This window comes from Massilia sp., from assembly GCF_032106685.1.
GTDB lineage: Bacteria > Pseudomonadota > Gammaproteobacteria > Burkholderiales > Burkholderiaceae_D > Telluria.
Genome location: NZ_DAMCPG010000003.1, coordinates 63,956 through 84,517, shown reverse-complemented (window position 1 = coordinate 84,517; position 20,562 = coordinate 63,956). Strand labels below are relative to the sequence as shown.

The 20,562-nt window shown below is 66.4% G+C and carries 16 protein-coding genes; 6 read left to right on the top strand and 10 right to left on the bottom strand.

What is annotated here, in order from left to right; all coding sequences use genetic code 11:
* Positions 1-104 precede the first annotated feature (104 nt).
* Complete coding sequence (locus RT688_RS03330) at positions 105-2,372, top strand: OPT family oligopeptide transporter (RefSeq protein WP_313703423.1); 2,268 nt, start codon at positions 105-107, stop codon at positions 2,370-2,372.
* Positions 2,373-2,543: 171 nt separating this feature from the next.
* Here RT688_RS03330 and RT688_RS03325 read toward each other — a convergent pair whose 3' ends face one another.
* Positions 2,544-3,464 carry an NAD-dependent epimerase/dehydratase family protein gene (locus tag RT688_RS03325; RefSeq protein WP_313703422.1) on the bottom strand — a complete coding sequence of 307 codons (921 nt, stop codon included), beginning with the start codon at positions 3,462-3,464 and terminating at the stop codon, positions 2,544-2,546.
* A gap of 104 nt (positions 3,465-3,568) precedes the next feature.
* Here RT688_RS03325 and RT688_RS03320 point away from each other — a divergent pair, with 104 nt between their 5' ends.
* On the top strand, positions 3,569-4,471 hold the full coding sequence (locus tag RT688_RS03320; RefSeq protein ID WP_313703421.1) for a LysR substrate-binding domain-containing protein: 903 nt from the start codon (positions 3,569-3,571) through the stop codon (positions 4,469-4,471).
* 198 nt (positions 4,472-4,669) lie between these two features.
* On the opposite strand, the gene RT688_RS03315 is transcribed toward RT688_RS03320, so the two are convergent.
* Positions 4,670-6,175 carry an oligopeptide:H+ symporter gene (locus RT688_RS03315; RefSeq protein WP_313703420.1) on the bottom strand — a complete coding sequence of 502 codons (1,506 nt, stop codon included), beginning with the start codon at positions 6,173-6,175 and terminating at the stop codon, positions 4,670-4,672.
* A gap of 337 nt (positions 6,176-6,512) precedes the next feature.
* On the opposite strand from RT688_RS03315, the gene ppnN reads away from it, so the two are divergent.
* Positions 6,513-7,883: a nucleotide 5'-monophosphate nucleosidase PpnN gene (gene ppnN, locus RT688_RS03310; protein WP_313703419.1), complete on the top strand. Its 1,371-nt coding sequence runs from the start codon at positions 6,513-6,515 to the stop codon at positions 7,881-7,883.
* A gap of 414 nt (positions 7,884-8,297) precedes the next feature.
* Here the strand turns inward: ppnN and lysS are convergent, their stop codons facing one another.
* From lysS to prfB, 3 genes are all read right to left on the bottom strand, one after another.
* Entirely contained in the window at positions 8,298-9,836 is a 1,539-nt protein-coding gene (gene lysS, locus RT688_RS03305; protein ID WP_313703418.1) for a lysine--tRNA ligase, read from the bottom strand.
* Positions 9,837-9,861: 25 nt separating this feature from the next.
* Complete coding sequence (locus RT688_RS03300; RefSeq protein ID WP_313703417.1) at positions 9,862-10,524, bottom strand: HAD family phosphatase; 663 nt, start codon at positions 10,522-10,524, stop codon at positions 9,862-9,864.
* Positions 10,525-10,527: 3 nt separating this feature from the next.
* A protein-coding gene (prfB, locus tag RT688_RS03295) for a peptide chain release factor 2 (protein WP_313703416.1) occupies positions 10,528-11,632 on the bottom strand; the annotation gives its coding sequence in 2 pieces (ribosomal slippage) (positions 10,528-11,550 and positions 11,552-11,632; 1,104 coding nt in all).
* 149 nt (positions 11,633-11,781) lie between these two features.
* On the opposite strand from prfB, the gene RT688_RS03290 reads away from it, so the two are divergent.
* Together RT688_RS03290 and RT688_RS03285 are read left to right on the top strand one after the other, a co-directional pair.
* On the top strand, positions 11,782-13,800 hold the full coding sequence (locus RT688_RS03290; RefSeq protein ID WP_313703415.1) for a bifunctional 2',3'-cyclic-nucleotide 2'-phosphodiesterase/3'-nucleotidase: 2,019 nt from the start codon (positions 11,782-11,784) through the stop codon (positions 13,798-13,800).
* 8 nt (positions 13,801-13,808) lie between these two features.
* Positions 13,809-14,231, top strand: coding sequence for a hypothetical protein (locus RT688_RS03285; RefSeq protein ID WP_313703414.1), 423 nt, complete (start codon positions 13,809-13,811; stop codon positions 14,229-14,231).
* 239 nt (positions 14,232-14,470) lie between these two features.
* Here RT688_RS03285 and RT688_RS03280 read toward each other — a convergent pair whose 3' ends face one another.
* Positions 14,471-15,214, bottom strand: a complete 744-nt coding sequence (locus RT688_RS03280) for a GAF domain-containing protein (RefSeq protein ID WP_313703413.1) — start codon at positions 15,212-15,214, stop codon at positions 14,471-14,473.
* Positions 15,215-15,414: 200 nt separating this feature from the next.
* Here RT688_RS03280 and RT688_RS03275 point away from each other — a divergent pair, with 200 nt between their 5' ends.
* Positions 15,415-17,013 (top strand): methyl-accepting chemotaxis protein, encoded by a 1,599-nt coding sequence (locus tag RT688_RS03275; protein WP_313703412.1) that lies wholly within the window; start codon positions 15,415-15,417, stop codon positions 17,011-17,013.
* Between the two features lie 191 nt (positions 17,014-17,204).
* Here the strand turns inward: RT688_RS03275 and RT688_RS03270 are convergent, their stop codons facing one another.
* The 4 genes from RT688_RS03270 to RT688_RS03255 all read right to left on the bottom strand — a co-directional run bounded on the left by RT688_RS03270 (position 17,205) and on the right by RT688_RS03255 (position 20,546).
* Positions 17,205-18,824, bottom strand: coding sequence for a methyl-accepting chemotaxis protein (locus RT688_RS03270; protein WP_313703411.1), 1,620 nt, complete (start codon positions 18,822-18,824; stop codon positions 17,205-17,207).
* A 261-nt stretch (positions 18,825-19,085) separates the two neighbouring features.
* Positions 19,086-19,406 carry a DUF2288 domain-containing protein gene (locus RT688_RS03265; RefSeq protein ID WP_313703410.1) on the bottom strand — a complete coding sequence of 107 codons (321 nt, stop codon included), beginning with the start codon at positions 19,404-19,406 and terminating at the stop codon, positions 19,086-19,088.
* Complete coding sequence (locus RT688_RS03260; RefSeq protein ID WP_313703409.1) at positions 19,390-20,106, bottom strand: RES family NAD+ phosphorylase; 717 nt, start codon at positions 20,104-20,106, stop codon at positions 19,390-19,392. The genes RT688_RS03265 and RT688_RS03260 overlap by 17 nt, the downstream gene beginning before the upstream one ends.
* Positions 20,107-20,108: 2 nt before the next feature.
* Positions 20,109-20,546: an antitoxin Xre/MbcA/ParS toxin-binding domain-containing protein gene (locus RT688_RS03255; RefSeq protein WP_313703408.1), complete on the bottom strand. Its 438-nt coding sequence runs from the start codon at positions 20,544-20,546 to the stop codon at positions 20,109-20,111.
* Positions 20,547-20,562: the final 16 nt, after the last annotated feature.

Here is a 20,562-nt window from a genome sequence, read left to right as displayed (position 1 = left end):
GATCGGCTCATTATAATGCGCTTTTCTTCCATTCCAGCATGTGCCATAGTCACGCCTTCACGTCTGTTGAAGACGGACAGGATCCCCAAGACTCAAGGAAACCGATGCCCTACGATCCCGCACCGCCCGCCGTCAAGCCGTATATTCCGGCGTCGGCGAACCTGCCCGAGATGACCGTCCGTGCCCTCGTCATGGGCGTCGTGCTGGGCATGGTCTTCGGCGCCTCCTCGCTCTACCTGGTGTTGAAGGTCGGCCTGACCGTCAGCGCCTCGATTCCGGTGGCGGTGATCGCCATCACCCTGTTCGGCATGTTCCGCAAGATGGGCGGGCGCGAATCGTCCATCCTCGAGAACAGCATCACCCAGACCGCCGGTTCGGCCGGCGAATCGCTGGCCTTCGGCCTGGGCGCGACCATGCCGGCGATCATGATCCTCGGCTTCGACCTGGAGATTTCGCGCGTCATGCTGGTCGGTATCCTGGGCGGCCTGCTCGGCATCCTGATGATGATCCCGATGCGCCGCACCATGATCGTCGACGCCCACCGCGAACTGAAGTACCCGGAAGGCACGGCCTGCGCCGAGGTGCTCAAGGCCGCCGCCACCGATACTTCGCGCGCGGCCGCGGGCGAGCAGCGCGAAGCCGGCTCGGAGGCGGAAAAGGACGCGAAGCGCCGCGCCGCCATCATCTTCGGCGGCTTCGGCCTGGGCCTGCTGTACAAGGTGGCCAACGTCTCGTTCCGGGGCTGGAAGGACGTGGCCAACTTCGAGTTCGGCGCGCCCCTGAAGGCCGGTTCGGCCGGCGCGGAAGTGTCGCCGGAGCTGGTCGGCGTCGGCTACATCATCGGCCCGCGCATCGCCTTCACCATGGCGGCGGGCGGCGTGCTGTCCTATCTGCTGTTGATCCCGATGATCAAGTTCTTCGGCGAGCTGCTGACGGTGCCGCTGGCGCCGGCCACCACGCTGATCAAGGACATGAGCCCGGACGACATCCGCGACGCCTATGTGCTGTATATCGGCGCGGGCGCGGTGGCGGCCGGCGGCCTGATCTCGCTGGTGCGCTCGCTGCCCGCGATCTGGGGCGGCCTGAAGGGCGGCCTGGCCGGCATGGGCAAGGCGCAGGGCAGGTCCGCCGCCGGCAAGGCCGCGCCGCGCACCGACCAGGACATCCCGATCAAGTGGGTGGCGATCGGCTGCCTGGCGATCATCGCCATCATCACCTTCGCCACGCCGCTGCACATGAACGTGCTGGGCGCGCTCCTGATCCTGGTGTTCGGCTTCCTGTTCGCGACCGTCTCCTCGCGCCTGACCGGCGAGATCGGTTCCTCCTCGAACCCGATCTCGGGCATGGCGGTGGCGACCCTGCTGTTCACCTGCCTGATCTTCCTGGTGATGGGCTGGACCGGCGGGCGCTACTACGTCACCGCATTGTCGGTCGGCGCCATCGTCTGCATCGCCGCCAGCAACGCCGGCACCACCTCGCAGGATCTGAAGACCGGCTTCCTGGTCGGCTCGACGCCGCGCCTGCAGCAGTACGCGATCCTGTGCGGCGCCTTTGCCTCGGCGCTGGTGCTGGGCCCGATCCTGCTGAAGCTGAACGAGGCCGGCACCGTCTACGTGCCGGCGGCCCAGGTGGCGCCGGCGATCACGGTCGATGCCTCCACGCTGACGGAGACCGAGCGCCTGCAAGGCCCGCAGGCCGAGAGCGACGGCAAGACCTACAAGGTCTGGCGCAAGACCGACACGGTTGGCGGCCCGGCCGGCAAGTACCTGGTGGCCGAGGACGGCAAGCTGGCCTACCTGGTCGATCCGGGCATCAACGGTCACTACCACCAGCGTCCGGACGGCAGCGAAGTCAAGAAATACGACGCACCGAAGGCGGTGCTGATGTCCTACATCATCAAGGGCATCCTCGACCAGCAGCTGCCGTGGACCCTGGTGCTGTTCGGCGTGATGATCGCGGTGGTGCTGGAAATGGCCGGCATCCAGGCGCTGGCGTTCTCGGTCGGCGTCTACCTGCCGCTGGTGTCGACGCTGCCGATCGCGGTCGGCGGCGCGGTTCGCTGGTTCGCCGACCGCCGCAACAACAAGCTGCCGCAGTACGACAAGCTGAACGAAGAAGAGCGCCAGGCAGCGGGCGACCGCAGTTCGGGCACCCTGCTGGCCTCGGGCTACATCGCCGGCGGCGCGCTGGCCGGCATCGTGATCGCGATCACGGCGGGCGTGATGACCAACTTCGACAACATGATGGCGAAGTGGGCCGAGTCCTCGAACCCGTTCGTGTCGGGGCCGCACGCGGACTTGCTGTCGCTGGTTCCGTACGCGGCGATCGTGCTGCTGCTGTACTGGGTGGCGCGCGAGAAGCCGCAGAAGTAAAGTGAAACGGGCGCCGCGGCGCCCGTTTTCATTTTACGGGGTGTGGCGCCGCGTCTGCTCGTCGTTCACGCGTGGGTTCAAGAACCCACCCTACAACGGCACCCGCGGCACGATCGGTTTCGTAGGGTGGGTTCTCGAACCCACGAGTCTCACCCCATGCACACCCGCGCCTCAGACAAACGCCAGGTCGTGCTGCCGGATCACATCGTCCAGCCACTCGTCCGACTGCCCGAAGCGATACCCCAGCCCCGCCGCGCGCGCCGTATCGAGCACCATCGGCTGCGCGAAATCGAAGGGCGAGAGCTGCCCCGGCGCGGTGGCGCCGTCCACCCGGCGACAGCGCGCCGGCGCATCGAGCACCTGGGCCACGCGGCCGTACAAGTCGTGCGCCGACAGCGGCCCGCTTGACGCGGCGTTGATCGGCCCGGTGAAGTCCTGGCCGCCGGCCCAGTCGAGGAAGGCGGCCGCCTGCTGGGTGCCGAGGAAGGAGACCCTGGCCGCCGCGTTCGCATACGCCAGCGGCGCGCCGCGGCGCAGCAGGTCGACGTACCAGGCCAGGCGGCCGGTGAATTCTTCCGGTCCGCCCAGCACGTGGGCCAGGCGCGCGGTCACCAGCGGCAGCGAGCCGTCGCGGTACAGGTAGGCTTCGGCCTGGATCTTGCCGGCGACGTAGCTCTGCACCGCCAGCGTCGGGTCGTGCCACGGGTAGCCCGTGTCGATCGGCTGGGCCAGCACGGCCAGGTCGTCTTCCACCAGCGCGCCGGTATGCCGCACGCCGCGGTAGACGTCGATGGTCGAGGTCATCACGTAGCGCCCGACCTTGCCGGCCAAGCTGCGCACGGCGATGGCCGCGTCCAGCGGGCTGTAGCACATCTGGTCGAACACCAGGTCGTAGCGCTTGCCGGCGAAGGCGCCGCGCATCGCGGTCTCGCTACGGCGGTCGACGCGGATGCGTTCGATGCGGTCGCCGAAAGGGTCCGGCGCATAGCCGCGGGTGGCGATCGTCACGCGGTGGCCCGCCCGCACCAGGCGCTGCACCAGCAGCTTGCCGAAGTAACGGGTTCCGCCGATCACCAACGTATTCTTGTGCATGGCTTCTCCTTGACGAATCGCGTATATTTTGTGCTCAGCAGCAAAAATCTTCAAACGAGAAAAAACCCTCCTATGAATAAGAAAAACTTGCGCATGGAGGCTCCATGAAACCGCTGCGCAGCCTCTCCGGGCTGATCGATTTCGAGTGCGCCGCGCGCTGGGGCAGCTTCAAGCTGGCCGCGCGCGAGCTGCACAAGACGCCGGCCGCGGTCAGCCTGCAGGTCAAGCAGCTCGAGGAAACGGTCGGCTTCGCCCTGTTCGTGCGCCATCCGCGCCATATTTCCCTGACCGAGAAGGGCGAGGAGCTCGCGATCGCGGTCGGCCGCATGCTGGCCGACCTGCGCGCCAAGGTCGGGGCGCTGCAGCGCGGCGACGAGGAGTCGGTGCTGCGCATCTCGACCACGCATTCCTTCGCCATCAAGTGGCTGGTGCCGCGCATGCACCGCTTCACGAAGCTGTATCCGGAACTCGACATCCGCATCGATTCGAACGACGCGCCGGTCGACCTGGAAGCCGACACCACCGACGTCGCGATCCGCTACGGCCAGGTGCGCGACGGCGACCCGGCGATGCTGTTTCGCGAGCGCCTGGTGCCGGTCTACAGCCCGGAACTGCTGGCGCCCGGCCAGGCCGACCTGGGCCTGGCCGACCTGGGGCAGCAGCCGCTGCTCTGCGAAAAGTCGCCCGAGTCCTGGCTGCAGCTGCTGAACGAGAACCGCGCCCTGAAGGGCAAGTACGATTTCTCGCGCGGCTACAGCCACTGGGGCGTGCTGGTGCAGGCGGCGGTGGCGGGGCAGGGGGTGGCGCTGGTGCCCTACGGGATCGCCTGCCAGGATATCGCCTCGGGGGCGCTGCGCCAGATTCCCTGCCGCAGCGCGCGCTTCGACATGGGCTACCGCTTCCTGGCCAATCCGCACAAGGAAAACATGAGCAAGGTCCAGCGCTTCCGGGCCTGGATGGTGGAGGAGATGGATGCGATGCGGCGCGAACTGGATGGGGAGGCTTGAGCGTAGCGTGGGCGGGTTCCCCGCCCACGCGGTGATAGTGATCGCCTCCGATTCCGAGCTCGATGATCCCGCAGCTAACGATCGACGCGTGGACGGCGAAGCCGTCCACCCTACGGGTCTACATTCAATCGTCCCGGTGGTTCAAGCATAAAAAAACGGCAGCCGAGGCTGCCGTTTTTCCTTGAAGCGAAAGACGTATTACTTCACGCCGTGCATCAGCTTCTGGATCAGCGGTGCGATCAGGAACAGCAGTACGCCGCCGCCCACCAGCGACCAGAAGCCGAAGGTGTAGCCGCCCAGGGCCGAGGCGATCGACATGCCGGTGTCGCCCGAGACGTGCGAAGCGAAGATGCCCGACAGGTTGTTGCCGATGCCGGTCGAGAGGAACCAGCCGCCCATGCCCAGGCCGACCAGGCGCACCGGCGCCAGCTTGGTGACCATCGACAGGCCGATCGGCGACAGGCACAGCTCGCCCACCGACTGGATGAAGTAGACCGTGAACAGGGTCCAGAACGGGATCTTGCCGGCGTCGTCGACCAGGGTCGACAGCGCGTACATCAGGAGGCCGAAGGCCAGGCCGTTGAAGATCAGGCCCAGGCCGAACTTGCGCGGGATCGACGGGTTCGCGTTGCGGCGGCCCAGCATCACCCAGATCGCGGCGATGATCGGCGCGAAAGCGATGATCGCGACCGAGTTCACGCTCTGGAACCAGGCGACCGGGAAGGTCCAGTCGCCGAACTGGCGGTCGACGATCTGGTCGGCCAGGAAGGTGAACGAGGAACCGGCCTGTTCGAAGAACATCCAGAACAGGATGTTGAAGGCGAAGATGATCATCATGGCGATGGTCTTGTCGCGCGCGACCTTGCCGTTGCGGATGCCTTCGACCATCAGCATCAGCGCCAGGGCGATGAACAGGACGGTCAGGATCACCTGCAGGGTGTTGGCGCCGAGTTTCAGCAGGAAGTAGACGCCCGGGATGACGAGCACGCTGCCGATGATGACGGCGAGCGGACGGCCCATGCCCTGCGCCTGCGGTTCCGGTGCGCCGATGCCGGCCAGGGTCTTGCGGCCGATGTAGAACCACACCAGGCTGATCAGCATGCCGACGCCGGAGGCGAAGAACACGACCTTGTAGGCCGGGGTGGTGCCGTCGCCCAGGTTCTGGGCCATGATCTGGGTCAGGATCGGGGCGATGAAGGCGCCCGCGTTGATGCCCATGTAGAAGATGGTGAAGCCCGAATCGCGGCGGGTGTCGTTCAGCGCATAGAGCTTGCCGACCATGGTCGAGATGTTCGGCTTGAACATGCCGTTGCCGACGATGATCGTGGCCAGGCCGAGCTTGAAGATGTCCTGGCTCGGGATCGTGATCATGAACAGGCCGGCGGCCATGAACACGGCGCCGATCAGGATCGAGCGCTGGTAGCCGATGACGCGGTCGGCGATCAGGCCGCCGAAGACGGCGCCGGCATACACCAGCGCGAGGTAGGAACCGTAGGTGAGGTTGGCGTCGGCCTGGCCGACGGCGTCGCCGCCGTAGAACTGGGCGACGATGTAGAGCACGAGGGCCCAACGGATGCCGTAGAAGGCGAAGCGTTCCCAGAATTCGGTCATGAACAGCATCCACAGCGGTGCTGGGTGGCCCATGATCTGTTTGAACTCTGGAATGACGACCTTGTCGGCGGGTGTAGCAGCTGCACCGCTCATGCGGTTCCTCCCGAAATAGTGTTTTAAGAATAGCTGTTTTTGTTTGAAAGCCAGCTTGCCCGGCTTTCAATCCGCACGCATTTTAGAGGAAATTGCTGACCTCAAGAAAAATATTTGCCATTGTGGTAAACACGCGCGCGCATGGTGCAGCGCCGCACAATCGGTGCGCGGATTGGACACACGTGTCCCCGCCAGTTGTCGTATATTGGTGAAACAGCCATTTTCGTTTCCGGGTAACGCGAGAAGCCCGCTGCGCATCGGCATGCGCACCGCTGCGATGTCCTCGCAGCGGTTTCTCGCGTTGTCCTAACAAGAACGTCAGAAAAGGAAGACCTGCATGAAATACGACGTCGTCGATACCCTGATTTCCCCGGAAGGCCGGCTGGAAGTCCTGTCCAAGGCCGAAGTGGCCAAACTCCTCGATACCAGCCAGGGTGGCCTGTATTCCGTATTCCGCAAATGTTCGCTCGCCGTCCTGAATTCCGGCAGCTCGATCGACGATGGCAAGGAACTGCTGGAACGCTACAGCAGCTTCGATATCAGCATCATCCAGCGCGAGCGCGGCATCAAGCTCGACATCCGCGGCGCGCCCTCCATGGCTTTCGTCGACGGCAAGATGATCAAGGGCATCCACGAACACCTGTTCTCGGTGCTGCGCGATATCGTCTTTGTGAATTTCGAAGTCACCGACAATCCGCGTTTCAATTTGGCGCGCCCGGAAGGCATCACCGATGCGGTGTTCCACATCCTGCGCAATGCCAACCTGCTGCAGCCGCAGCGCAATCCGAACCTGGTGGTGTGCTGGGGCGGCCATTCGATCAACCGCGTCGAATACAATTATTCGAAGGAGGTCGGCTATGCGCTCGGCCTGCGCGAACTCGACATCTGCACCGGCTGCGGCCCGGGCGCGATGAAAGGCCCGATGAAAGGGGCCACCATCGGCCACGCCAAGCAGCGCCTGCAGGGCGGGCGCTATATCGGCATTTCGGAACCCGGCATCATCGCCGCCGAATCGCCGAATCCGATCGTGAACGACCTGATCATCATGCCCGACATCGAAAAGCGCCTGGAAGCGTTCGTGCGCGTCGGTCACGGCATCTGCGTCTTCCCGGGCGGCGCCGGCACGGCGGAAGAGATTCTCTACATCCTCGGCATCCTGCTGCATCCGGATAACGCCGAAATGCCTTTCCCGCTGATCTTCACCGGCCCGGCCACCGCGCGCGACTACTTCGAGCAGATCGACAGCTTCATCGGGCAGACCCTGGGCGACAAGGCGCGCGAGCGCTACAAGATCATCATCGACGATCCGGACGCGGTCGCGCGCGAAATGCATGCCGGGATCAAGGAGGTGCGCGAATTCCGCAAGGCGCACAGCGACGCCTATTATTTCAATTGGCTCCTGAAGATCGACCAGGAATTCCAGCGCCCGTTCAAGCCGACCCACGAGAACATGCGCAACCTGTCGCTGCACAAGAACCAGGAAACGCATTTGCTGGCCGCAAATTTGCGCCGCGCGTTCTCGGGCGTGGTGGCGGGCAACGTCAAGGAAGAGGGCATCCGCGCGATCGAGGAACACGGCAAGTACGAGATCCACGGCGAAAGCGCGATCATGGAGCCGATGGACGCGCTGCTGGCCTCGTTCGTGGAGCAGAGCCGGATGAAGTTGCCGGGCAAGGCGTACGTGCCTTGCTATACGGTCGTGAAGTAGGGTGGGTTCTTGAACCCACGCGGTGATTGTTATCGGCTCCGATTCCGCGCCGGATGATTTCGCCGGTAACGCTCACCGCGTGGGGACAAGTCCCCACCCTACGCCATACTCGAAGCCGCTTCGTAGGGTGGGCTCTCGAGCCCACGCGGTGATTGTTATCGGCTCCGATTCCGCGCCGGATGATCTCGCCGATAACGATCACCGCGTGGGGACAAGTCCCCACCCTACGCCACGTTCGAAGCCGCTTCGTAGGGTGGGCTCTCGAGCCCACGCGGTGATCGTGATCGGCTCCGATTTCCCGCCGGATGATCTCGCCGCCAACGATCACCGCGTGGGGACAAGTCCCCACCCACGAGCGACAATAAAAAACGGGGCGCATGCAGCGCCCCGTTCTTCATTTGCAACCGAACGCGATCAGTCTTCCTTGCGCAGGTGCGGGAACAGCAGCACGTCGCGGATGTTCGGCGAGTCGGTGATCAGCATCATCAGGCGGTCGATGCCGATGCCGCAGCCGCCGGCCGGCGGCATGCCGTATTCCAGCGCGCGGATGTAGTCGGCGTCGAAGTACATGGCTTCGTCGTCGCCGGCTTCCTTGGCGGCCACCTGGGCCAGGAAGCGCGCGGCCTGGTCTTCCGGATCGTTCAGCTCCGAGAAGCCGTTGGCGATCTCGCGGCCCACCATGAACAGCTCGAAGCGCTCGGTGATGCCTTCACGGCTGTCCGAGGCGCGCGCCAGCGGCGACACTTCGACCGGATAGTCGATGATGAAGGTCGGCTCCCACAGCAGGGCTTCGGCGGTTTCCTCGAACAGCGCCAGCTGCAGCGCGCCCAGGCCGGCGGTGGCAAAAGGCTTCACGCCGAACTTGGTGCGCAATTCATGCTTGATGAAGCCGGCGTCGTTCAGCTGCTCCGGGGTGTAGCCCGGCGCGTACTTGTCGATCGCTTCCACGATGGTCAGGCGCTGGAAGGGCTTGGACAGGTCCAGCTCGCGGCCGCCATAGGTCAGCACGGCGCTGCCGTTCGAATCGATCGCAGCCTGGCGGATCACCTGCTCGGTGAAGTCCATGATCCACTTGTAGTCGGTGTAGGCCGCATAGAATTCCATCATCGTGAATTCCGGGTTGTGACGGACCGACACGCCTTCGTTGCGGAAGTTGCGGTTGATCTCGAACACGCGGTCGAAACCGCCCACCACCAGGCGCTTCAGGTAGAGCTCGGGCGCGATGCGCAGGTACATTTCCATGTCCAGCGCATTGTGGTGGGTGACGAAAGGCTTGGCCGCGGCGCCGCCCGGGATCGGGTGCAGCATCGGGGTCTCGACTTCCATGAAGCCGTGCTCTTCCATGAAGCGGCGCATCGACGACATCGCGGCGGTACGCGCCTTGAAGGTGCGGCGCGTCTCTTCGTTCATGATCAGGTCGACGTAGCGCTGGCGGTACTTGGTCTCCTGGTCGGCCAGGCCGTGGAACTTGTCCGGCAGCGGGCGCAGGGCCTTGGCGATCAGGCGCAGCTTGGTCACCTTGACGGTCAGCTCGTCGACCTTGGTCTTGAACAGCGTGCCTTCGATGCCCAGGATGTCGCCCAGGTCGTAGCTGCGCAGGGCTTCCATGGCTTCTTCGCCGGCGGAATCGAGGGTGACGTAGATCTGGATCCGGCCACTGGCCGCCGGGCCCGAGCTGTCCTGCAGGGTCGCGAACGCGGCCTTCTTGCCGGCTTCGCGGCGCAGCATCATGCGGCCGGCCAGCGTCACCGCCACCGGTTCGGCTTCCAGCTCTTCGCGGGTCTTGCCGCCGTGGGTTGCGACCAGGTCGGCGGCCTTGTCCTGCGGGACGAAGTCGTTGGGGAAGGGGTTGCCCTGCTGGCGCAGCGCGGCCAGCTTGGCGCGGCGCTCGGCCATGATCTTGTTTTCGTCGAGCGCCACCACGGGCGTCTGGTCTTGGTTTTCCGTAGTCATGATTGGATAAGTCGTTCTTGTTGGGTCAGGCGAACAGCAGTTCGGCCTTCAGTTCGGTGAAGTCGCGCACGATGGCGATGACATTGTCGTAGCCGGCGAAGCTGGCAGCGGGCAGGGTGGTCGTCAGGACGACGCAGCGCATGCCTGCGCGGCGCGCCGCCTCCACGCCCAGCGGCGCATCCTCGAACACGATGCAGTGCTCGGGCGCCACGCCGCACAGTTCGGCCGCTTTCAGGAACACGTCGGGATGCGGCTTGCCGCGCGCGACATCCGTGGCGCCGACGACCGCGTCGAAATGGCGGCGCAGGTCCAGGCCGTCGAGCGTGAACGCGACGTTCGCCGGCGGCGCGGCGGTGCCGACCGCCAGCTTCACGCCGTGCCGCTGCGCCTGGTCGAGCAGTGCCTCGAAGCCGGCGACCGGCTTCAGATGCGGCGCGTACAGCTCGCGGTAGACCGATTCCTTCTCGTGGTTGAGCGCCGCGACTTCCTCAATGGAGAGGTGCTCGCCCAGGTAGCTGCGGATGATCTCGCCGCCCTGGCGCCCGGCCGTCGCGCGGAAGAATTCGTCCGCGTCGATGGCCTGGCCGCGGCGCGCGAAGAAGGTGATCCACGAGTCCGTGTGGAAGGCCATGTTGTCGACGATGGTGCCGTCCATGTCGAACACGAAGGCCTGTTTTGCCATGGTCATCGCTTACACGCCCTGCTTCAGCGAAGCCGAGATGAAGTCGTCCAGGTCGCCGTCCAGCACGTTCTTGGTGTTGCCGGTCTCGAAGCCCGTGCGCAGGTCCTTGATGCGCGACTGGTCCAGCACGTAGGAACGGATCTGGTGGCCCCAGCCGACGTCGGTCTTCGAGTCTTCCAGCTTCTGCTGCTCGGCCATGCGCTTGCGCAGCTCGAGTTCGAACAGCTTGGCGCGCAGCATGTCCCAGGCCTCGGCCTTGTTGCGGTGCTGCGAGCGGTCGTTCTGGCACTGGACCACGATGCCCGACGGCGCGTGCGTCAGGCGCACCGCGGAGTCGGTCTTGTTGATGTGCTGGCCGCCCGCGCCCGATGCGCGGTAGGTGTCGATGCGCACGTCGGCCGGGTTGATCTCGATCTCGAAGGATTCGTCGACTTCCGGATACACGAACAGCGAGGTGAACGAGGTGTGGCGGCCGTTGGCCGAGTCGAACGGCGACTTGCGCACCAGGCGGTGCACGCCGGTCTCGGTGCGCAGGTGGCCGTAGGCGTACTCGCCCTCGACCTTGATGGTCGCGGTCTTGATGCCGGCAACCTCGCCCTCGGACATTTCCATGACCTCGGCCTTGAAGCCCTTGCGCTCGCAGTAGCGCAGGTACTGGCGCAGCAGCATCGAGGCCCAGTCCTGGGCTTCGGTGCCGCCGGCGCCGGCCTGGATGTCGATGAAGCAGTTGGCGTGGTCCATCGGGTTGCTGAACATGCGGCGAAATTCCATCGACTCGATGGTTTTCTGGATCTCCTCGGCGTCGCCGCCGATCGATTCCAGGGTGCCGTGGTCGCCTTCTTCCTTCGCCATCTCGAACAGGTCGGTGGCGTCCGTGAGGTCGTTGCGCGCCTTTTCGAGCGTCAGCACGACGCCTTCGAGCGCCTTCTTTTCCTTGCCGAGGTCCTGGGCCCGTTTCTGGTCGTTCCAGACGGTCGGGTCCTCGAGTTCCTGGTTGACCTGTTCTAGTTTCTCCGACTTGCGATCGAAGTCAAAGATACCTCCGAAGTTCGGCTTCACGGCTGGTCAGGTCGTTCAGCAGGGCGGAGATGGCGTTGATGCGTTCAGCTTCCATGATTGGGCGTTTGAATGAGTTGAATCGAACCTTCGATTATACCGTAGACGGCCCGCGCGCCGCTGCCTCGACCCGCCATTCTTGCCGCTGGCGCCGCCACTGCCGTATCATCGCCCGCTCATCGTCCCGGACTCACCCAAGAATTGCTCATGCGACACTCAATCCCTTATCAAATCGCTCACGGGCTGCTGCCTGCCTTGCTCGCCGTGTCCGCGCCGGCGTTCGCCGCCAAGCCCGCCCCGAAGGGCGCGACCGCCGTGCTGGCCGTGCTGGAGACCACCGACCTGCACTCGAACGTGGTCGGCTACGACTACTTCAAGCTGGCCGCCGAGCCTTCGATCGGCCTGGACCGCACCGCCAGCCTGATCGCCCAGGCGCGCAGCGAATACGCCAACACGGTGCTGTTCGATAACGGCGACACCATCCAGGGCAATGCGCTGGCCGACTACCAGGCGCTGGTCGCGCCGCTGCGCTGCGAGCAGACGCTGGGCATCTACAAGGTGATGAACGCGCTGAAGTACGACGGCGCTTCGATCGGCAACCACGAATTCAACTACGGGCTGGCCTACCTGTCGCAGGTCACCGGTAACCGCTTCAAGGTCGACGGCGTCGACCAGCCGAAGCGCTGCGCCGGCCCGGCCTTCCCGCAGGTGCTGGCCAACGTCTACAGCGTGAAGACGAAGCAGCCGCTGTTCGAGCCCTACCGGATCGTCGAGAAGAAGGTCGGCGGCACCGACGCCCAGGGTCGCAAGATCACCGCCACCGTCAAGGTCGGCATCATCGGCTTCACGCCGCCGACCATCATGTCCTGGGACAAGCGCTGGCTGGAAGGGAAGGTCTACACCACCGGCGTGGTTGAGGCGGCCGAGAAGTACGTGCCCGAGATGCGCCGCAAGGGCGCCGACATTGTCGTCGCGATCGCCCACGGCGGCCTGGACGCCAGCCCCTATTCGCCGCGGATGGAAAACGCCGGCTGGTACCTGGCGCGGGTAGAAGGCGTGGATGCGATGCTGCTGGGGCACTCGCACCAGCTGTTCCCGAACGCGACGAGCAGCGCGCCGCAGTTCAACCTGCCGGGCGTGGACAAGGCGAAAGGCCTGGTGCATGGCGTGCCGACCGTGATGGCCAACCTCTGGGGCAAGCACCTGGGCCTGATCGCCTTGCACCTGCGCGCCGACGGCAAGCGCTGGACCATCGAGAAGGACAAGACACGGGTAGAAGCGCGCGCGGCCCAGAACGCCGACAAGTCCTTCGTCGCGCCCGACCCGCAGGTCCTGGCCCTGATCAAGGAAGAGCATGAAGCCACCATCCGTTACGTGAAGACGCCGGTCGGCAGCAGCGACTTTCGCATGACGACCTATTTCGCCGACGTGGGCGACCCGTCGGCGCTGCAGGTGGTGAACCAGGCCCAGGCCGCCTACGTGAAGAAATACGTCGCGGCCAACCTGCCGCAGTACGCGAAGCTGCCGGTGCTGTCGATGTCGGCCGCCTTCAAGAGCGGCAATGCGGGCGCCTTTGATTTCACCGACGTCCCGGCCGGGAACCTGGCGCTGAACAATGCGGCCGACCTCTACCTCTACCCGAACGCGCTGTATGCGGTGAAGGTCGACGGCGCGGGCCTGAAGGCGTGGCTGGAAACGTCGGCGCGCCGCTTCAACACCATCGATCCGGCCAGGACCGAGCCGCAGGAGCTGATCAACGCCAGCTTCCCGAGCTATAACTTCGACACGATCACCGATGGCGCGATCGGCTACGAGATCGACGTCACCCAGCCGCCGGGCGGGCGCATCCGCAATCTGACGCTGCACGGCGCGCCGGTGGATCCGGCGCAGGAATTCATCGTCGCCACCAACAACTACCGCGCCAGCGGGGGCGGCAACTTCCCCGGCCTGGACGGCAGCAAGACCGTGCTGGCGTCGCCGGACACCAGCCGCGAGGTGCTGATCGCCTACGTCCGCGAGGTCGGGAAGCTGACGCGCGCGGCCAATGGCGCCGCGCGCAGCTGGCGTTTCGCGCCGGTGAAGACCGCCGGTCCGGTGGTGTTCCACGCGGCGCCGGGCATGCTCGGATTGGCCGAAGAGGCTGGCCTGGACAACGTGCGCCAGCTGCGCGCCGACGATGGCCAGGGCAAGGGGTTCGCCTTGTACGCGGTCGACCTGGCGCAATGAGGCGGCATGTGTTGCAGGGGCTGCTGCTGGCCCTGGCGCTCGCCGGCGGCGCCGGCGCGGCCCCTGGTCCGGCAGCGCCCGCGCTGCAGGCGCGTGCCGAGGCGGGCGACGCCAGGGCGGCATGGCGGCTGGGGCTGATGGCGCGTAACGGCGAGGGGATGCCGGCGGACCCGGCGCGGGCCGTGATGCTGCTCACGACGGCCGCCGAGGGCGGCGTGCCGGCGGCGATGTTCGTGCTGGCGAACATGCTGGCGGCGGGCGAGGGCGCGCCGCGCGACGAGGCGGCGGCGCGGCGCTGGCTGGAGATGGCCGCAGCGCTCGACTATCCCGAGGCGCTGCAGCAGCTGGCGCTGAGCGAACCGGATCCGCGCAAGGCCGAGCTCTTGATGCGCCAGGCGGCGCATGCGATGACGCACCGGGCGCGGGATTGATGGCACGCGGGGCACCGTCCCCGGTCGTGGATATGCGGGCGCGATGTGAACGCGTCGAGAAGACCGGTACGCCCCTCCGTGTTGCATCGCCCGTGTTGCATCAACCGTGCTGCGTCAGCCGTAGGGTGGGCGCCCCGTGCCCACGCGTGAACGATGGGCAGACGCGGCGCTTCCTGAACGCCAACACGATGAACGCCAACACGACGCAAGCTTTACGCGTGGGCACGGGGGCGCCCACCCTACTTGTCCTGGCGCGCGATTTCGCTCGACGCGATTTCCGCCAGGTCGAGCAGCGCCTGCAGCTCGGTCGAGCGCAGCTTGCGCGGTTCGCGGTCGATCACGCACAAGGTGCCCATCGCCTGGCCGCCGGGGTCGCGCAGGGGAACGCCTGCGTAGAAGCGGATGTGGGGATCGGCCAGCACCAGCGGGTTGCCGCTGAAGCGTTCGTCGGAGGCCGCGTCCTCGACCACGAAGGGCCGGTCCTGCAGGATCGCATGCGAGCAGAAGGCCCACTCGCGCGGCGTCTGCTGCGGCTGCAGGCCGACGCGGGCCTTGAACCACTGGCGGCGCGAGGTCAGCAGCGAGATCAGGGCGATCGGCGAATCGGTCGCCATCGAGGCCAGCCGCACGATGCGGTCGAAACGCTCTTCGGACGGGGTGTCGACCAGGCCGGACGCGGCCAGCGCCGCCAGGCGCGCCGCCTCGTCCGGACCCACCGGGAAGGCGGCGTCCAGGGTCGGCAGGAATTCGGGGTCGAGCGGGACGCTCGACGCGCGGCGGCCGCCGGCATCGTGGCCGCCGACCTTGTTCATCAGGGCGCGTATGTGGCTTTCGCGTGTGCGCCGATGTCCGCCCGGTGTCTTCCACGACTCGATCGCGCCGCTTTCCATCCATAATTGGACAGTGCTCGTGGCAACACCGAGCATGCGCGCGGCCGCGCTCGTCGTGAGAATCGGGTCTTCTTCCTTTAAATTGCTGTTCATCAATATTCCTACGCTTTATAGGAGTATAGCCGATTTGATGAAACTACCTAAGCGCTTCCTCTTTCCAACAAGAAGTCGCGATATAAACCGTGAATCCGGCGAATTCGATTGATTAAAAGAAATTGTTGATTCACAATCTCACGCAATTTCGTCAATCCCGGCGCGCTTCGCCGCCATCTGTAGTTCCCTCAGGAGAAAAAATGAAGTTTTCCGACGCCCGCCTGACGGTCCGGCTGTTTACGGCGTTCGCGCTGGTTTTGGTCGTGACCCTGACGCTGGCGGCTTTTGCGCTGTCGCGCGTCAACAGCATCGAGGCCGCGCTGGTCGAGGCGGAAGCCTTCCACAACGTCCAGCTCGAACCCTTGTACGCGGCGCGCGAGGCGCTCGGCCAGACCGGGATCGCGGCGCGCAACGCCTACATCTTCCAGGATGCGCAGGCGGCGAACCGGGAACTCGACCTGGTCGACGCGCGCAAGGCCGACTACCTGGCCGCACTGGCCCAGCTCGATCCGGTGCTGGGCGGGAACCCCCAGTACACGCGGGTGAAGGAAGGCCTGCTGGCGATGGCGCGCGAGCTCGAACGTCCGCGGCGCTTCCGCGTGGCCGGCGAGATGGACGCCTACGGCACCTTCCTGGTGGAGGAATGCAGCCCGCTGCGGCGCCGCATCGTGGCCGACATCGAGGTGCTGGTCAGGGAACTGCAGGTCAGCACCAGGGCCGCTGGCGCCGCCGCCGCCGCCGAGGCCGCGGGCGCGCGCTACTGGATCGCCAGCCTGGCCGCGCTGTGCGCGCTGCTGTGCGTGGTGATCGGCCTGGCGATCTCGCGCAACCTGCTCGGCCAGCTGGGCGGCGAGCCGGCGTATGCGACCGATGTGGCGCGCGCGATCGCCCAGGGCGAACTGCACCGCGAGGTGGACACCCGCCGCGCCCGTCCGGCCAGCCTGCTGGCGGCGATGCGCAGCATGCGCGACAGCCTGGGCGCCATCGTCGCCAAGGTGCGCGGCGGCACCGAGGCGATCGCCGCCGCGTCGAGCGAGATCGCGGCCGGCAACCTCGACTTGTCGAAGCGCACCGAGACCCAGGCCGCCGCCCTGGCCCAGATCGCCGGGTCGATGAAGCAGCTGATCGGCTCGGTGCGCCAGAATGCCGAGTACGCGGCGCAGGCCAGCGTCCTGGCCGACCAGGCATCGAAGGTGTCGGCCCAGGGCGGAGCGGCGGTCGAGGGCGTGGTCGCGACCATGAACCTGATCCAGGATTCCTCGCGCCGGATCGAGGAAATCATCACCGTGATCGACTCGATCGCCTTCCAGACCAACATCCTGGCGCTGAACGCGGCCGTGGAAGCGGCGCGCGCGGGCGAGCAGGGCCGCGGCTTCGCGGTGGTGGCGAGCGAAGTGCGCAGCCTGGCCGGGCGTTCGGCGGCGGCGGCCAGGGAGATCAAGGTGCTGATCGAGGATTCGGTCGGCAAGGTCGGCGCCGGCACCGCGCTGGTCGGCCAGGCCGGCGCGACCATGCGCGAGGTGGTCGCCGGGGTGCAGCGCGTGAACCAAATCATGGGCAGCATCTCGGGCGCGACGCGCGCCCAGAGCGAGGACATCGAGCAGGTCGACGCCGCCATCGTGCGCCTGGACCGGATGACGCTGCAGAACGCGGCCCTGGTCGAGGAAGCCTCGGCCGCGGCCCAGGCGCTGCGCGAGCAGGCGGGCGAGCTGGCCGCCGTGGTCAATACCTTCCAGCTGGAAGCCGGCGACGCCGCCGGCGGACGGGCGCCGCGCCGGCTTCCGGCCCTGGCCGCGTGAGCGCGCCTGCCGGAGGGGTGCGCGCGCGCCGCTGATGCGCTCGCGCCGACAGGTGCGGCGGGGCCGGAAGGCGCCTGCCATCGACGGTCGGTGCCGGGCGCGGTCCGTGACTGGCGAGCTCGGGGCGGGGGGCGGCGAACCATGGTGGGTTCGAGAACCCACCCTACGCGCAGGTGGCGCGTGGCGGCCGTTCAGGCCGGCGTCGCCAGCGCCAGGCGCGGTTCGGCGCGCTGGCCGCGGGATGCAGGAGCCGCTTGAGGTGCGGCGGCGTCGGTGTCGAGACGGAAGGTGCTGACCAGCTGGGCCAGCTCGTCGGCCTGGTTCTGCATCGATTCGGCGGCGGCCGAGGCTTCCTCGACCAGCGCGGCGTTCTGCTGGGTCACGCGGTCCATTTCGGTGATCGCCACGTTGACCTGCTCGATGCCGGCGCTTTGCTCTTCGCTGGCGGCGGCGATGTCGGCCATGATGGTGGTCACGTGCTCGATGCTGCGCACGATCTCGGTCATGGTGGCGCCGGCGCGGTCGACCTGGCTGGTGCCGGCCGCGACCTTGCTGACGGAATCGTCGATGAGCAGCTTGATCTCCTTGGCGGCGGTGGCCGAGCGCTGGGCCAGGTTGCGCACTTCGCCGGCGACGACCGCGAAGCCGCGGCCCTGTTCGCCGGCGCGCGCCGCCTCCACCGCCGCGTTCAGCGCGAGGATGTTGGTCTGGAAGGCGATGCCGTCGATGATGCTGATGATGTCGACGATCTTGCGCGAGGATTCGTTGATCGAACCCATGGTGCCGACCACCTCGGCCACCACCGCGCCGCCGTCGCCGGCGATCGCCGCGGCATTGCGCGCCAGGCGGTTCGCTTCGCGGGCGTTGTCCGAATTCTGCTTCACGGTCGAGGTCAGCTCTTCCATCGAGGAGGCGGTTTCCTCGAGCGAGCCGGCCTGCTGTTCGGTGCGGCTCGACAGGTCCATGTTGCCGGCCGCGATTTCGTTCGAGGCGGTGGCGATGGCGCCGGTGCCGCTGCGCACGCGGCCGACGATCTCGGCCAGGGAGGCGGTCATGCTGCCGAGGGCGCGCATCAGCTGGCCGGTCTCGTCGCGGCCGTGGGCGGCCACGCGGCTGGTCAGGTCGCCCCCGGCGACCTTCTCGGCGACGGCGACGGCTTCGCGGATCGGCACGGTGATCGAACGCGTGATCAGGACGGCGCAGGCGATGCCCAGGCCGAGCGCGACGGCGCTCAGCGAGAGCAGGATCACGCGGGTGCTCTGGTAGGCGTCGAGGATGCTGGTTGCGACGCCGTCGGCGGCGCTGATCTGCATCGTGGCCAGCTTGTTCATCGCGGCCAGGAAGGCGGCGCTGCGCGGCACCATCTGACCGGCGTGGATTTTCGCGGCGAGCGCGTCGTCGCCGTCGAGCTTGGCCTTGAACAGCGCGGCGCGCGCCTCCAGGTAGCCGACGCGCACTTCCTTGACGGCGGCGAACTGCGCCTTCACGCCTTCGTTGCGCAGCGAGCTTTCGATGTCCTGCTGCAGCTCGGTCGAGCGGGCCGACACGGCTTTCATGCGCTCGGCGATTTCCTGGACCACGGCGCGGTCGGTGGCGACGAAGGCGGTCTCTATCATCGCGTTGTTGACTTCGATGTACTTGCTCCATTCGGCGACGTTGCGCTGGTTCTTGATGCTGGTGTGGACCAGGCGGTTGGTCATGTCTCCGGCCGACTGCATGCGGGTGAGGGCGGTGGCGGCAAGCGCCACCAGCAGGGCGAGCACGATCGCAAAGCCGAGGCCGAGGCGGGCGCCGATCTTGAGGTTCTTCACGGTTGGGTTCCTGGATAAACGGATGGACAACGGATGGACAGGCCGCGCACGGCGGCGATTATCGGACTTGCGCAGGAGGCGCCGGCGGATGCCGCATCGCTGGCTGGCGGGCTGCGCCACCGCGAAGAGTATAGCAGCGGTGTCAGGTAAAATGATGCTGTGCGGCAAAACTGCAACATGTCGAGTTGACCATGTTGCAATTGCCGGGGCGAGCCGGCGGGCGGGCGGCGCAAGGCCGTGCCCGCGGCCGGGGAGGGAAGATCAGTGCAGCTGTTTCTTTTCCGGCTGGACCAGGATGAAGGGATGGACCACGGTGCCCCAGAGCGGAACCTCGCCGGCCGACCAGCTCTGGGCCTGCACGTCCGATACCTTGGCGATCTTGCCCTCGGCCATCCAGCGCGCGATATTGTCCTTGTCGTCGTGCGAGATGCGCATGGCGACGTCGATCAGGTCCAGGCTCTCGCTGACGTAGATCACGTTGCCCTGGGCGAAATGGCGTTCCAGCTCGTCCCATTTCACGCGGGCGGTCTCGCGGTTGATCTTGTCGTGCAGCTCGGTGTCGTTTTCAGGCTTGGTTTTCATAAGTGTTGCGATGGTTCTGGAGGATCTCGATCCGCGGCTGCGGCGAGCCCGCCCATGTTAACCGATAGGCCACGCCCTTGCGCGCATTGCCCACCAATGCGGGGCGGAAACAGGCCAGGTTGGTGCCCTCGGGACGCCGCACGCTCGGATAGACGATGCCCATCGACCCCTGTTCCAGCAGCTCGGCGGCCAAAGCCTGGGAGGCGACGTAGCTGCGCGGGTCGAGGCAATCGCTGACGTTCTTCAAGCCGCGGATGTCGTGGAAGCTGGCGCTGAAGTCGGCCAGCATCGCCTGGTAGGTGACGCTGTCGTCGAAGCGATTGATTTCGGCGTACTCGACGGTCTTGTGGAAGCTGACCTCGGCCAGCGCGGTCTCGGCCTCGAAGGCGCAATACCAGGCGCCGCGCTCGCCGTCGTTGAAGCGGCTGCCTTCCGGACGGGCGTAGGTATAGGCCGCATTGATGATGCGGAAATTCGGCACCCCGAACACCAGTTCGTCGACGCCGATGCCGGGCAGCAGGCCGGCTTCGCCGCGCAGCCGCTCGTTGGTGGCGTTGTCGAGGTCGAACAGGTCGCGCAGCACGGCGTCGCTCTCGGCCAGCGGCGCCAGCACCGAATCCTCGGCCTCGGCGAAGCGCGAGGGGATCAGGCGGCAGGTGTCGATCAGGCGGAGCGCCGTGAGTTTCGGGACGACCGGCAAGATCAGAGACCTCCGCGGCGCGCGTCCAGCAGCTTGCGCACCGTCTGCATCGCCAGCAGGCCGCCGCCCAGCATATAGGCGAGCGGCGTGCGGCCGCCGAAGATGACGTTGGTGTTCGGCAGGACCACCCATTCGTCGGCAAGCTTGTCGCCGTACAGGATGTGCAGGGCCTTGTAGATGCCCAGCAGGTAGGAAATGCGGGTGATGCGGTCGACCTCGAGCAGCCGGTCGGGGTTCTTTTTCCAGTCGTAGAAGCTGGACGCGGACAGGCCGCCGAGCAGCTCGCGCGCATCTTCGTCGCGCAGCTGCCAGGCGGCGGCCAGCTTGAAGAAGCCCTTCAGCGCGGACTGCGACAGGCGCTCGCGCTCGGCGCGCGAATTCAGGTCGACCAGTACCGCCGGCTCGAAGCGGCTGGTGGGGTAGGCGTAGGCGAGGCTCATGGATTTCCTCCGTTTC

Excerpts from the sequence above, each read along its gene's own strand:
- RT688_RS03300 (WP_313703417.1), bottom strand. The coding sequence starts at position 10,524 with ATGACCATGGCAAAACAGGCCTTCGTGTTCGACATGGACGGCACCATC.
- RT688_RS03325 (WP_313703422.1), bottom strand. The coding sequence starts at position 3,464 with ATGCACAAGAATACGTTGGTGATCGGCGGAACCCGTTACTTCGGCAAG.
- RT688_RS03290 (WP_313703415.1), top strand. The coding sequence starts at position 11,782 with ATGCGACACTCAATCCCTTATCAAATCGCTCACGGGCTGCTGCCTGCC.
- RT688_RS03320 (WP_313703421.1), top strand. The coding sequence starts at position 3,569 with ATGAAACCGCTGCGCAGCCTCTCCGGGCTGATCGATTTCGAGTGCGCC.
- ppnN (WP_313703419.1), top strand. The coding sequence starts at position 6,513 with ATGAAATACGACGTCGTCGATACCCTGATTTCCCCGGAAGGCCGGCTG.
- RT688_RS03265 (WP_313703410.1), bottom strand. The coding sequence starts at position 19,406 with ATGAAAACCAAGCCTGAAAACGACACCGAGCTGCACGACAAGATCAAC.
- RT688_RS03280 (WP_313703413.1), bottom strand. The coding sequence starts at position 15,214 with ATGAACAGCAATTTAAAGGAAGAAGACCCGATTCTCACGACGAGCGCG.
- RT688_RS03315 (WP_313703420.1), bottom strand. The coding sequence starts at position 6,175 with ATGAGCGGTGCAGCTGCTACACCCGCCGACAAGGTCGTCATTCCAGAG.
- RT688_RS03255 (WP_313703408.1), bottom strand. The coding sequence starts at position 20,546 with ATGAGCCTCGCCTACGCCTACCCCACCAGCCGCTTCGAGCCGGCGGTA.
- RT688_RS03275 (WP_313703412.1), top strand. The coding sequence starts at position 15,415 with ATGAAGTTTTCCGACGCCCGCCTGACGGTCCGGCTGTTTACGGCGTTC.
- lysS (WP_313703418.1), bottom strand. The coding sequence starts at position 9,836 with ATGACTACGGAAAACCAAGACCAGACGCCCGTGGTGGCGCTCGACGAA.
- RT688_RS03330 (WP_313703423.1), top strand. The coding sequence starts at position 105 with ATGCCCTACGATCCCGCACCGCCCGCCGTCAAGCCGTATATTCCGGCG.